The sequence below is a fragment of the Sporosarcina sp. P29 genome (genome assembly GCF_002743265.1).
GTDB lineage: Bacteria > Bacillota > Bacilli > Bacillales_A > Planococcaceae > Sporosarcina.
The window spans coordinates 22,672-35,002 of sequence record NZ_PDYX01000009.1 but is presented as its reverse complement, the minus strand read 5'-3'; the positions used below and the strand labels follow the sequence as shown (position 1 = coordinate 35,002).

Sequence of the window (12,331 nt, the reverse complement as noted above, 5' to 3'; positions counted from 1 at the left end):
CGCCATAAAAGCCTAGTACACCAGACTATATGGCGACTTCATTTATTTGACGATGGTTACTGGACAATTTGCTTGCTCCATAACACTGCGACTTACACTACCGAGCGCCAATTCTTGCATCATGTTCATTCCACGGCTACCAAGTACCAAGTGTTCAACATCGTCCGTTTGCAGATGCTTAATGATTTCTTGATCTGGATTCCCTCGCAACAGCGTGATAGTGGTTTTAACTCCCGCTTTTCCCGCCAACTCGACTACTGGTCTTACAATTCGATCTTGATACAACGATAAACTTTTAAGGTTTTGCAACAGGTGTTGTTCATCCTCCACTTTGTTATAGTCGGTTACAGAAATCACTTCAAGCTCTGCGTCTTGTCTATTCCCTAAAAGCGTCAGCGCATATTTCGCTGCACGAAAAGCATGTTCTGAACCATCTATAGCTACAGCAATTTTCATACTAACAGCCCCTCCCAGTATTTAAAATACTTATTATTAGTAGTATATATCAGAACGCTAGAGTATTCAGTGTTCCAACTGCTCTTCTTATCCGACTAATATGAAAACACAAAGAACTAACCCATCTACTAAAAAACGTTAACTCATAGTATATGAATTAACGTTTTTACATGATTTAAAATTAAATTATGCGAGCAATAAGCGGTTGGCGAGCAATCTGCCTCGAACCATAATTCCAGCCCATGCTGCAAGAAAAGCTTTGATGAATCCCCCGATTAAGAACGGAACAAAGCCTGCCATGATAGCAGCTGTCCAAGAAAGTTCCGCGATAAACTTTAGCCATACTGTACCAAACGCTAACGCAACGAACATTCCAAGTATATTGGCGATAATCGCATTGGGTAGTTTGAAACTTGTCCGCTCCATATAATAACCCGTAATAAATGCGGTTGGAATAAAGCCAATCAAAAATCCGCCAGTCGGTCCAAAGATTACACCTAATCCCGAAGACATACCTGAGAATACTGGCATTCCTACCGCTCCCATCGCTAAATATACTAATACAGAGATCGTTCCATAACGTGAACCTAAAATAGTTGCCGCTAAACCGACTGCAAGTGTTTGTCCTGTGATCGGAACTAGTGGAAGTGGAATTGTTAGCTGTGCCATAATGCCGATAATGGCCGCGAATAACGCGGTTACAATCATCATTTTTAATTTATTTCTCGAGTCCATCATTTCTTTAATCCCCTTTGAGTAAACCATTATCCAAGTAGTGTTGACATTGATTTTATAGTATATAAATAGTTGTGTCAATCCTATGTGATAGTTTGTTTACTCAAAGAGTACATTAAAAATACAGTAGCTATTTAGTTATTACTCCGGTAGAAGTCTACTATCGTATAGTATATTTGTGAATTTACTTCAACATCCGTAGAAACCCTAATTCAGTATAGGCTACAACATATTTTGAAGGTCTTCGAAAGATCAAAATGCATTAACTCTACAAGAGAGCTTATCCTCCAATTCACCAGTTATTTTTTCAACCCATGTAAAAATAAGTGTGTGATCTCTTCAGCCAGTTCATCTGGTGTATGAGAGCCTGGCCAAAGTTTAGTAATCGCTAGGTATTCAATCGCTCCAACTAGGGCTGCAGCGACCACACCGAAATTTACAGTAGTATGAAAGTAACCAAGTCTTGCTTCTTCCGTAAGATTATTTTCTATTTGTGCAGTCATTTGCGCTTTAATAGTAGTTGCTTCTTCCGAAACGACGAAACCAATCCGGGCAACTTCTTCATTTTGCTGGAAGAGTTCAAAAACAGCCCGTAATCCATAAGCGATTCGCTCGGATACTCCTTCTTCTGCCACATCTGCAGGAAGTTTACTTTGTGCTACATGATGATATAGTTTTTCTTTAAATACATCGACTAATTCCTGGAATACAGCTTCTTTGCTTTTAAAATATAAGTAGAATGTTGGCTGTGTAACATTTGCCTCTTTCACGATTTCACTAATTTTGGTTTTATGAAAACCATGTAGAGCAAATTGCATTGCCGAAATTTCTAAAAGTAATTTACGACTTTTTTCGCCATCTGCTCCTACTTGCCGTCCTCTTTTCTTCAGTTAAAACACTTCCAATCATAATATAAAAAAATATCAATAGATACGTTAATTGTACAGTGAGATTCACAAAAAACCAAACAATACATTGAATTTTAAAAGCAATTAATCTATTTGCTCAGCCTCTAATTATGCAGTTTGAAATGTTTAAGGTATTAACTATTATCATTCCGTTCATAACATATTACTAGCTATAATTATTACTCATAAAAAATCGTTTCTCCTACGAATTATTTAATTAGGAATAACGACAACGACTACTCTACTATTCTCTATTTCTCTTTACCTATTTTATAATCCGTCAAGCATATACCTAATTATGTTGACTTTCTTCGAAATATATCGAATAATATCAAGTAAGCGCTTTCATATTTATGCGTATAGTTGAATATATTATGTTAAGGAGGGAACTGTATGAAGTTGGCCAGAAATATTATTATTGCACTTATTGCTGGGGTAGTTGTTGGTTTAGTATTAAATATTTTCACGCCTGGTATTTTCACACAAGCTGACGCATTTCTATTTAAACCACTCGGTACCATCTTCTTGAATCTAATGAAGATGCTAGTTGTGCCCGTGGTATTCATTTCAATCGTCCTCGGAACGGTTGGAATTGGTGATCCAAAGAAATTAGGGAGAATCGGTGGCAAAACAATCGGGTTTTTCTTAATTACAACTGCTATTGCTTTGGTTATCGCAATATCTCTTGGTCTATTATTAAAGCCTGGTGAAGGTGGCAATTTCGAAACAGCTAATGCCACATATGAAGCACAAGAAGCACCACCTGTAGCAGACACGTTATTAGGCATTATTCCCACAAACCCGATTAGTGCGATGGCAGAAGGTAATATGCTTCAGATTATCTTCTTTGCAGCATTAATTGGATTTGGAATGGCAATGATGGGTAGTAAAGTTGAAAGAGTGAAAGAGTTCTTTGAACAAGCGAATGAACTCATTATGTATCTAATTACATTTGTGATGAAGTTCGCACCATACGGGGCATTCGGTTTAATCGCATCCGCTGTAGGAAGTCAAGGTATGGATGCTCTGAAGGTAATGGGAATGTATATGGGAGTCGTTCTCGGAGCCCTTCTAATCCATACGATTGTTGTCTATGGTGGATCGGTCGCATTCATTGGCAAGAGGAGTCCCATTTGGTTCTTTAAGAACTTCTTTCCTGCCCAAGTTGTCGCATTCAGTACGGCAAGTTCTGCCGCGACACTACCGATTTCAATGAAAACCGCTCAAGAGAAGTTGAAAGTACCCGAATCTATCAGTTCGTTCACTCAATCGCTTGGGGCTACAATTAATATGGACGGCACAGCCATTATGCAAGGGGCAGCTGTCATATTCATTGCACAAGCTTATGGTATCGAATTAACTATGGCACAGTTACTCACTGTTGTTTTAACTGCAGTATTGGCTAGTATTGGAACAGCTGCTGTACCAGGCGCAGGCCTAATCATGCTAGCAATGGTTCTAACGTCAGTCGGTCTGCCGGTTGAAGGAATCGCACTTGTTCTCGGAGTAGATCGCCTACTTGATATGGTGCGCACAGCTGTCAACATTACTGGTGACGCTGCATGTGCCGTTGTCGTTGCGAAATCAGAAGGTGTGTTAGGCGAGCCAGATGTTGAAGAAATTCAAGGAGAAACGGAAATCGCATAATTCCCAATAATACCTGTACGGAAAACCATCGTGTTTACTAAACATGACCGCTTTCCGTGCAGGATTTTTCATGTCGGAGACTTGATTCCCGCTCCGCACAGCGGAATGACAATGACTTCATTTTTAGAATTCGCATACCTTATATATCCAGCATAATTAACGGCTGAAGTGATTTCTACATAGAACCCTTTTGCTGCAAGCATTGCACGGGCTACTATAATTTCATCTTCCGAAACAGTAATGAACGAACCTTTTGTGTCCTTGATGGCTTCAAGTATTTGTTTGGATCTGGCTGGTGAAGCAATGGCAATACCTTCCGCAAGAGTTCCTTCATTCACGATCCGCTTTCCTTTGAGATCTTGACCTTCGAATGCTTTTGAAAGTGGTGCACAATTCTCAGCTTGAATAGCGATGATCTTCGGCATTTGGTCAATTTTCTTCGCTTCAAGTAACTCTCTAAACCCATAGTAGGCGCCTAATAATAAGGTGCCATTTCCAACTGGAATTAGTAAGGTGTCAGGTGCTTTTCCCAATTGTTCATAGATTTCAAATGCATACGTCTTTGTACCTTCGTAAAAAAATGGATTGTAGACATGGCTTGCATAATACACTTGCTCTTCTTCCACTGCAGTTTGAGCCGCGGTCGCCACATCTTCCCTAGTTCCTCTCACTGTTTTAATACTTGCGCCATGCGCTTCAATTTGCGCCATCTTTTTAGGCGATGTATCCGCACTCACATACACATCACAGTCTATCCCTGCTCTGGCACTGTATGCAGCGATGGCTGTTCCCGCGTTACCACTGCTATCTGCAATCATTTTTTTGGCCCCCAACCGTTTTGCCAGTGTCACAAGTACCGCTGCACCTCGATCTTTAAAAGATAATGTCGGCATCATAAAATCTACCTTGATATAAGTGTTAGGCTCTAATTCATCTAATTGTAGTAAAGGTGTTTGACCTTCCCCAAGTGTAATTGAACGCCAACCACTTAGATATTCTCCACCTAGCATTGAAGAAACATATCTCCAAATAGATCTTTGACTCGTCCAACTACTACAGGTTGTGTCCGATTCCGGCTGTACTAAATCTAGCAGACCGCCACATTCACACTTCCAGCGTCTTGCCTCAATAGGATAAACATTCTTACATTCCGAACAGCTATATAGTGTCATACTCGTGATCTCCTTTATGCAGTTATAATTTACTTATAAATAGGTTTTTATATATATTTATTGGATAAACTGAATATATGGGAGGGAAGACATTGAATGTTTTAATTGAATGGCTCTATAAATCAAAAAAAGGAATACAAACCGTTTTCAAGTCTGAGGAATTACCAGCAGAACAAGCGCTAAAAATTGCTGAGGACTTAGAAAAAACAGGTCGTACAAAGCAAATATTGTTCACAGATCAGTTCGATAGTTCCTGGACTGTTAAGGAATTAAAAAGTTATCTAAAAGGAATCGAGACAGAACCACATAATATCACGGTATATTTCGATGGAGGATTTGACTGGGACACAAAGTTGGCTGGTCTCGGTTGCGTACTCTATTATAATCAAAATGGTAAATCCTATAGACTCCGAAAAAATGCCATGGCTACACACTTATCCTCTAACAACGAAGCGGAATATGCAGCACTTCATCTGTGCTTGCAAGAACTGGAAAATCTAGGAGCGCATCACTTACCCATCGAGATTATGGGTGACTCACGAGTCGTCATTAATCATTTAAGCGAAGAATGGCCAGTTATTGAAGAAGAACTTTACAGTTGGGCGAATAAAGTGGAAGAAAAGATGGAGTCTTTAGGATTCCAGCCGCAGTATGAACTAATTTCCCGCAAGATGAACGGCGAAGCAGATCGTCTAGCGACGCAGGCTTTGACGGGTGTGGAAATCACAGCGAACATTGAAAGAACATAAAAAATTCAAGCGTAGTTACTATTTATCCTATATACGCCCGGCACTCAATCAAGTTTAGATTTGTCTGGTGTATAGGGATACTTATATGTTTCAAAAATCCTCGCTAAGTCTGTTTGGCAGAATTAACAAGGATTAGAAACTTCTTATGCTTTTTTCATCTCATACATGGATGCATCTGCCTTCTGAATAAGCGCCTCAAATGTCTCACCATCATCCGGATAAACTGCCATTCCGATTGAAGCACTGACGGTGTCGACTAATTCCATGTCTAGATCAGATAATTTACTTCTTAAATTTCGAACATAGTCTGAAAGTGTATCCTCTTTAAGATCGAGAATGACATGCACAAATTCATCGCCACCCCATCGCACGACATAGTCCTCTTTTTTCGCACTGCTCGTGATAAGCTCTGCAACATATCGTAATAATTCATCGCCTGTTTGATGACCGAATGTATCATTTATTTCTTTGAAATCATCAAGATCTATCAATACTACGCCGATTTTCTTCACTTGACTTCTATATGTGGAAAGTCGTTTCTTAAATACTTTATCTATCGCACGCCGGTTATACGCATTGGTTAGCGGATCCTTCTCTGCGTAAAACTTGGCTACGTCGTATTGCCTCCCACCTATCCAGGCAACAAGCAAGAATATCCCTGTTAAAACAAAGAAACTCCTATCAAACAGATAGCCTAAATAGATATGATAATAGCCATAACGCAAGATATTGAAAAATATAACAATACAAACAGCAACTACTCTGCCTCTATACCCCATACTATATCCCCATATCAAATTACACTTTTCTCCCATCTTATCACAGATGAAATGGACGAGAAAAGAAAATGGTTAATTGAAATTACACAAATAATATTACCCTAGTATTTTACAGTCTGAGTAACCCTCGAAATCCCCTTGCAGCATAATACGACTCTGCTCCATTATGATACAAAAATACTTGATCGTATCGACGATCACAAAAAAGAGCACCGCCACGTTTCCTAATATCTTCCGGAGTCTGCACCCAGCTAGATGTTTTTCTATCAAACTCTCCAAACTGTTGAAGCCATCTGTATTGTTCTTCTGTCAATAATTCAATACCTATTTCATTGGCCATATCCAAGGCGTTATTTTCCGGCTTGTTCTTTTTTCTGGATTCCAAAGCTTCTTGATCATAGCAAACACTTCGACGGCCCACAGGACTCTCTGCTGAACAATCAAAAAAGAGGTATTGACCCGTCGTTTCGTCATAATCTACTACGTCAGGCTCACCTCCCGTAACTTCCATTTCATTGAGGGTCCATAGCTTTTCTTTGTTCTCTATAAGCTTGTCATGTAACGAAGACCAGTCCATATTTGTGTGGCGATCCATATGACTAGCGAAACGGGATTGGAGTGTTTCGAGTATTTTTTCTTGTTGCTCTGCTGACAGCTTCTTACTTACATTTGTCATGTTTTATTCCTCCTAATTTATTCTTACGCGTTGGTTAATACATGTTAGTATGTTCACAATAAAATTTTATACCAGTGATAGGACTCGTTTTCTCTTCTTATCATACTTAATAAATTGTAATACTGCATGTGGTGTAAAGTAAATATACAACGTAAATACAAAATTTCATATATCCTTTTGATTTTTCTGTGAATTAGGAAAGTATATGTATAAACATGGTATAATTAAGGTAGATTAAGAAGCACATTATTACTATGATATCGTTGTTACATCGAATTTAGGTGAAACTATCCTGATTTTCGGGAGGGGATTTGACAGATGAATGAATACATGAACATTCTAGTCGCAGTAGATGGTTCAAGTGAGGCAAAACTTGCCTTGCATAAATCGATAGAGATGGTAAAACTAGAAGAAAATGCGCGTTTGCATATTGTCAACATCATGGATATCTTTTCGATTGATGAAGATGACGAATCCTATCTAGAACGACAACAGCAGCTCATGGAGGATTTGCTCAATAGCTATAAAGCCATTGCCAAAGAAGAAGGTATTGACCATGTGGAAACACATATCAAACATGGTGATCCGAAAGTAAATATTTCCAAAGAACTTTCCCATGAATTAGAAGCCGACTTAATCGTCTGTGGCGCACAGGGTTTAAAAAATGCCGAACATTATTTTCTAGGTTCTGTCTCTGAGGCAATTGTTTTCACTGCTTCATGTGATGTATTAGTCGTTCGTAATATGTGATAATAAAATAATGCCTGTGTAACAGTAGACTACAAAATCTGCTGTTGCACAGGCATTATTTTATTTTTTATATACAATTTCCATTCCCTTTTGATCCAATAAATAGCGAAGACCTTCACGGAAATTCGTAAATGCCCGAATTTGATTAAAGTTCGATACATTAGATAAAATTAAATTTTGAGCAAACTCCGGTGAAAATCCTACGAAGACTGTTTCTGTGCCCATCAATTGCAATACACTGACTAATTCATTGATTTTTTCACTCAATAGTTCGTATCCCATATTTTCTTCTACTGCCAACGTACTGATATCGGTAAAATCAAAGACTACTGTCAGTATGTTATTATCAGATATTCTTTGCACTATTTTTTCTTGGATATGTATAAAGCGTCCTACTGAAAGAGCGCCCGTTAGCGGAACTAAAATCGTTTCCGGTACAATAGAAGGAATAATTGGCGCTGATAAATCCTCTATAACCTTCTCATACTTTATTATTTGTTCTCTAAGTTCTAAAATTTCTTGTGCTGAATTTGTTTCTTCATTCATATTGAAGTCCCCTACCTTGCTCGTCATATTGTATATTCGCTTTTATATAATTTCATTAATTAATTATACCATAAGTTGATCGTATAGGACTTATTCAGTTCGTTGTAAATCGTTGAAACTATGCATCTAACGCGATAGACTAAACTAATATACGTCCAATAAAAGGAGGTTCAATATATGGCTTATCAACCAGATACAAAGGAGACTGCAGAACTTATTCAACAACTTGTATCCATTCCAAGCCCTTCAGGATATACGAAACAAGTGATTTCGTTTGTAGAAACCTTCTTACAAGAATATAATGTAAAAACAAAACGCAACCGTAAAGGTGGGTTAATCGCTACACTACCAGGTAAAAACGACAAAGAGCACCGAATGTTGACAGCTCACGTGGATACACTGGGTGCGATGGTCAAGGAAGTGAAAAGTAACGGTCGTCTGAAGCTCGATTTAATCGGTGGCTACCACTACAATTCAATTGAAGGCGAATATTGTAAGATCCACACAGCTTCGGGCGAGACTTTTACGGGAACAATTTTGCTTCATCAGACATCTGTTCACGTTTACAAAAACGCTGGTACAGCAGAACGCAATCAAGTTAATATGGAAGTTCGTATCGATGCAAAAGTGAATACAGCAGAGGGTATTCGTGCACTTGGTATCGAGGTAGGAGATTTCATCTCATTGGAGCCACGCGTGGAAGTCACTGAGAGCGGCTATATTAAGTCCCGCCACTTGGATGACAAAGCAAGTGTCGCGATGCTGTTGCAGCTCATTAAACATATCCAAGTCGAAAGTATAGAATTGCCTTACACGACACACTTCCTTATATCGAATAATGAAGAAATTGGTTATGGTGGTAACTCAAATATTACTGAAGAAACCGTCGAGTATGTAGCAGTCGATATGGGGGCCATGGGTGACGGTCAGACCACAGACGAATACACGGTATCCATTTGCGCCAAAGACTCTAGTGGCCCGTACCATTACGGACTGCGTAATCACCTAGTGGAGCTGGCAAAACAACACAACATCGGGTACAAAATCGATATGTATCCACATTACGGATCTGATGCATCTGCCGCTATTAAGGCAGGACACGACATCATCCATGGCTTGATTGGACCGGGAATTGACTCTTCCCATGCGTTTGAACGTACACATGAGGATTCTTTAAAGAATACTTTACAATTGATCTATCATTATGTACTATCCGATCTTCAACGCTATTAAAAATGTACTAAAGGTACTGGGCATTTGAAGCTTCAGTATCTTTTCAATTGATTGACATTTGACATGAAATAACAAATAATAGTAAGAAAGCGCTTTCAATTAAATTAGTAATGAATATCAAATACAGCGAGAACGGTTCCACTTTTTCATATGGAACGGTTTTCTTTAGGGAGCAATCACAAATGGCATTCACGAGTTTAAACCAACTGATCGAGCATGCAGAACAGGATCATACGCCGATTTATGAGCTAATGATTCAATCTGAAATCAAGCAAAAAAGCATGCAGAGAGACACTATCATCAAGAAAATGTCAGAACAATTTACGGTAATGGAAGAAGCTGTTCGCAAAGGAACGACTACATCTGTCATGTCACGCACCGGACTAACGGGCGGCGATGGACAGCGCTTATATGATTATGCGAAAAAGGGAAATTCATTTGTTCATCCTTCTACACTTAATACCGCAGCAAACGCACTGGCAGTATCTGAAGTAAATGCGAATATGGGAAGAATCGTTGCAACGCCTACTGCGGGATCGGCAGGAATCTTACCTGCTGTTCTAGTGCATGCGCTTGATACGGGCAAGTACACCCGCGAACAAATTGTTTTATCTATGTTCACAGCATCTGCGCTAGGGTTGGTCATCGCAAATCGCGCTTCTATTTCAGGAGCCGCGGGAGGATGCCAAGCGGAAGTCGGTTCTGCTACCGCAATGGCGGCAGGTACATTGGTAGAACTAGCTGGCGGCACACCTGACCAAGTCGGTCACGCAATAGGTATCGCACTGAAAAACTCATTGGGGCTAGTTTGTGATCCGGTGGCAGGTCTAGTAGAAATTCCATGTATCATTCGAAATGGACTGCATGCTATCACAGCTGAAGCTGCCGCAGATATGGCGATGGCAGGGGTTGTAAGTATCATCCCTCCAGACGAAGTAATTCACGTTATGCACGAAGTAGGACAGAACATGCCAGAATCACTGCGCGAAACTGGAATCGGTGGACTTGCTGGTACGCCCACGGGTCAAAAACTGAAAACCCAAGTATTTGGTAAAGACAAAGAGCAAAAAGCAAAAAGCAGTGGTGCACCAGCTAAATATCAAAGCGCCTATGAAATCATCGGCCCTGTCATGATTGGTCCATCAAGCTCACACACTGCTGGAGCTGTTCGAATTGGGAATGTTGCACATCAGCTTTTGAATGAGCAACCTATTCGTGCGAAGTTTTCATTAATGGGTTCTTTCGCCACTACTTATCAAGGACATGGTACCGACTTAGCGCTTCTGGCTGGTGTCATGGGTTACAATACAACCGATGAAAGAATTCCGAACGCTAAAGAACTTGCGAACGAAACAGGTTTGGAATATGAATTCACGAAACGCGTGCTGGGTAGCTATCATCCAAACACCGTACTTGTGGAGTTAACAGGATTGACCAACACAATAAAAGTTCTCGCCAGTTCACTTGGTGGAGGTAAAATTGAAGTACAGGAACTCGATGATTATCCATTAAAGTTCTCAGGCGAACGTCCAGCACTATTGATTCGCCATACCGATCAAAAAGGAGTCATCGCCGACCTTTTAAGTATTCTCTCGAGAAAAGGAATCAATATTGCCCGTATGGCGAATGAACGGTTTGCAATTGACGGCCCCGCTATTACGATTTGTGAAATCGACGGCTCAGTGGACGAGGAAATGCTTGCAGAGTTAAAACGCGATGTACCTATTATTGATGATATTGTATTGGTAGAAACAGAATAATTCTGCAGTAAAATACCAGACGTGAAGACACTTTCTATTGTCTTCACGCCTGGTATATTTTTTGCATTGCTACTATCTAGTTGTATATTACTTTTCCATCCAAGCTGGTTTGCCGAAACCTTTAAATTCGGATTCGATTATTTCTAGAAATTGCTCAGATTCTACTACTTCAATAATATCTTTCGCAAATTGCTTATCTACATTATCTGTTTTCACAGCTACCACATTACGGAACTTATCCGGCATATCTTCTAAAGCTAGTGCGTCTAATAAATCCATATTTGCTGCAATAGCAAAGTTACCAGGTACTGCTGCCAAATCAGATCCCTCAACTGAACGTGGTAATTGCCCTGCCTCAACCGGCTGAATCACTAAGTTCTTCGGGTTCTCTGTGATATCTTTTTCAGATGCCGTTAATTGGTCAATTTCTTCATCCATTTTCACTAACCCTACATCTTCCAATACATATAACGTTCTCGCTGCGTTCACTGGATCATTTGGAATAGTAATAGTTGACCCATCTTCAATTTCCTCAAGAGACTTATATTTGTTTGAATAGATACCTAATGGCGCTGTCGGTACTATAATTAACTCAGAAAGTTCCATATTGTTTTCTTTCTCGAAGTTTTCCAAGTACGTAATGTTTTGGAATAAGTTCGCATCAATATCTCCACTGTCCAACGAAATATTCGGCTGAATATAGTCGCTGAATTCTGTTATTTTAACAGTATATCCCTTTTCCTCAAGTGCTGGTTGAATGGCTTTTTTTAACATGTCACTATAAGGGCCTGCTGTTGCACCAAAATGAATATTTTTATCGTCATCCGATTTTTCGGTAGACTTTTCTCCTCCACAAGCTGCCAATGCCGCAACCAGCGCAGTAAGAATGAATGCCAGTACTAGTTTCTTCATAAATCCAT

13 protein-coding genes are annotated in these 12,331 nt (G+C 39.7%); 5 read left to right on the top strand and 8 right to left on the bottom strand.

Annotation, left to right across the window (positions count from 1 at the left end):
- Positions 1-42 precede the first annotated feature (42 nt).
- The 3 genes from CSV68_RS09575 to CSV68_RS09565 form a co-directional block, all read right to left on the bottom strand.
- Entirely contained in the window at positions 43-456 is a 414-nt protein-coding gene (locus tag CSV68_RS09575; RefSeq protein ID WP_099662004.1) for a universal stress protein, read from the bottom strand.
- Between the two features lie 186 nt (positions 457-642).
- The gene (locus CSV68_RS09570; protein WP_099634316.1) at positions 643-1,194 is read right to left on the bottom strand and encodes a biotin transporter BioY; all 552 of its coding nucleotides are present in this window, start codon (positions 1,192-1,194) and stop codon (positions 643-645) included.
- Positions 1,195-1,490: 296 nt separating this feature from the next.
- Positions 1,491-2,018: a TetR/AcrR family transcriptional regulator gene (locus tag CSV68_RS09565; RefSeq protein ID WP_255407201.1), complete on the bottom strand. Its 528-nt coding sequence runs from the start codon at positions 2,016-2,018 to the stop codon at positions 1,491-1,493.
- A 474-nt stretch (positions 2,019-2,492) separates the two neighbouring features.
- Here CSV68_RS09565 and CSV68_RS09560 point away from each other — a divergent pair, with 474 nt between their 5' ends.
- A complete protein-coding gene (locus CSV68_RS09560) occupies positions 2,493-3,746 on the top strand; it encodes a dicarboxylate/amino acid:cation symporter (RefSeq protein ID WP_099634314.1) in 1,254 nt (417 codons plus the stop codon).
- Between the two features lie 68 nt (positions 3,747-3,814).
- Here CSV68_RS09560 and CSV68_RS09555 read toward each other — a convergent pair whose 3' ends face one another.
- The gene (locus CSV68_RS09555; protein ID WP_099634313.1) at positions 3,815-4,918 is read right to left on the bottom strand and encodes a threonine synthase; all 1,104 of its coding nucleotides are present in this window, start codon (positions 4,916-4,918) and stop codon (positions 3,815-3,817) included.
- 92 nt (positions 4,919-5,010) lie between these two features.
- On the opposite strand from CSV68_RS09555, the gene CSV68_RS09550 reads away from it, so the two are divergent.
- Positions 5,011-5,667, top strand: coding sequence for a reverse transcriptase-like protein (locus CSV68_RS09550; protein WP_099635275.1), 657 nt, complete (start codon positions 5,011-5,013; stop codon positions 5,665-5,667).
- A gap of 143 nt (positions 5,668-5,810) precedes the next feature.
- On the opposite strand, the gene CSV68_RS09545 is transcribed toward CSV68_RS09550, so the two are convergent.
- Both CSV68_RS09545 and CSV68_RS09540 read right to left on the bottom strand, forming a co-directional pair.
- Positions 5,811-6,446: a GGDEF domain-containing protein gene (locus CSV68_RS09545; RefSeq protein ID WP_158233051.1), complete on the bottom strand. Its 636-nt coding sequence runs from the start codon at positions 6,444-6,446 to the stop codon at positions 5,811-5,813.
- 109 nt (positions 6,447-6,555) lie between these two features.
- Positions 6,556-7,122: a DUF4256 domain-containing protein gene (locus CSV68_RS09540; protein WP_099635273.1), complete on the bottom strand. Its 567-nt coding sequence runs from the start codon at positions 7,120-7,122 to the stop codon at positions 6,556-6,558.
- A 318-nt stretch (positions 7,123-7,440) separates the two neighbouring features.
- Here CSV68_RS09540 and CSV68_RS09535 point away from each other — a divergent pair, with 318 nt between their 5' ends.
- Positions 7,441-7,872: a universal stress protein gene (locus tag CSV68_RS09535; protein ID WP_099635272.1), complete on the top strand. Its 432-nt coding sequence runs from the start codon at positions 7,441-7,443 to the stop codon at positions 7,870-7,872.
- 60 nt (positions 7,873-7,932) lie between these two features.
- On the opposite strand, the gene CSV68_RS09530 is transcribed toward CSV68_RS09535, so the two are convergent.
- Positions 7,933-8,418, bottom strand: a complete 486-nt coding sequence (locus CSV68_RS09530; RefSeq protein ID WP_099635271.1) for an STAS domain-containing protein — start codon at positions 8,416-8,418, stop codon at positions 7,933-7,935.
- Positions 8,419-8,595: 177 nt separating this feature from the next.
- Between CSV68_RS09530 and CSV68_RS09525 the strand changes: the two genes are divergently transcribed.
- Both CSV68_RS09525 and sdaAA read left to right on the top strand, forming a co-directional pair.
- Complete coding sequence (locus CSV68_RS09525; protein WP_099635270.1) at positions 8,596-9,651, top strand: M42 family metallopeptidase; 1,056 nt, start codon at positions 8,596-8,598, stop codon at positions 9,649-9,651.
- Between the two features lie 182 nt (positions 9,652-9,833).
- On the top strand, positions 9,834-11,411 hold the full coding sequence (sdaAA, locus tag CSV68_RS17525) for an L-serine ammonia-lyase, iron-sulfur-dependent, subunit alpha (RefSeq protein ID WP_099635269.1): 1,578 nt from the start codon (positions 9,834-9,836) through the stop codon (positions 11,409-11,411).
- Between the two features lie 87 nt (positions 11,412-11,498).
- Here sdaAA and CSV68_RS09515 read toward each other — a convergent pair whose 3' ends face one another.
- Positions 11,499-12,323 carry a MetQ/NlpA family ABC transporter substrate-binding protein gene (locus CSV68_RS09515; RefSeq protein ID WP_099635268.1) on the bottom strand — a complete coding sequence of 275 codons (825 nt, stop codon included), beginning with the start codon at positions 12,321-12,323 and terminating at the stop codon, positions 11,499-11,501.
- Positions 12,324-12,331: the final 8 nt, after the last annotated feature.

Coding starts and splice junctions, on each gene's coding strand:
- CSV68_RS09525 (WP_099635270.1), top strand. CDS start 8,596: ATGGCTTATCAACCAGATACAAAGGAGACTGCAGAACTTATTCAACAA.
- CSV68_RS09575 (WP_099662004.1), bottom strand. CDS start 456: ATGAAAATTGCTGTAGCTATAGATGGTTCAGAACATGCTTTTCGTGCA.
- CSV68_RS09555 (WP_099634313.1), bottom strand. CDS start 4,918: ATGACACTATATAGCTGTTCGGAATGTAAGAATGTTTATCCTATTGAG.
- CSV68_RS09545 (WP_158233051.1), bottom strand. CDS start 6,446: ATGGGGTATAGAGGCAGAGTAGTTGCTGTTTGTATTGTTATATTTTTC.
- CSV68_RS09570 (WP_099634316.1), bottom strand. CDS start 1,194: ATGATGGACTCGAGAAATAAATTAAAAATGATGATTGTAACCGCGTTA.
- CSV68_RS09540 (WP_099635273.1), bottom strand. CDS start 7,122: ATGACAAATGTAAGTAAGAAGCTGTCAGCAGAGCAACAAGAAAAAATA.
- sdaAA (WP_099635269.1), top strand. CDS start 9,834: ATGGCATTCACGAGTTTAAACCAACTGATCGAGCATGCAGAACAGGAT.
- CSV68_RS09560 (WP_099634314.1), top strand. CDS start 2,493: ATGAAGTTGGCCAGAAATATTATTATTGCACTTATTGCTGGGGTAGTT.
- CSV68_RS09535 (WP_099635272.1), top strand. CDS start 7,441: ATGAATGAATACATGAACATTCTAGTCGCAGTAGATGGTTCAAGTGAG.
- CSV68_RS09530 (WP_099635271.1), bottom strand. CDS start 8,418: ATGAATGAAGAAACAAATTCAGCACAAGAAATTTTAGAACTTAGAGAA.
- CSV68_RS09515 (WP_099635268.1), bottom strand. CDS start 12,323: ATGAAGAAACTAGTACTGGCATTCATTCTTACTGCGCTGGTTGCGGCA.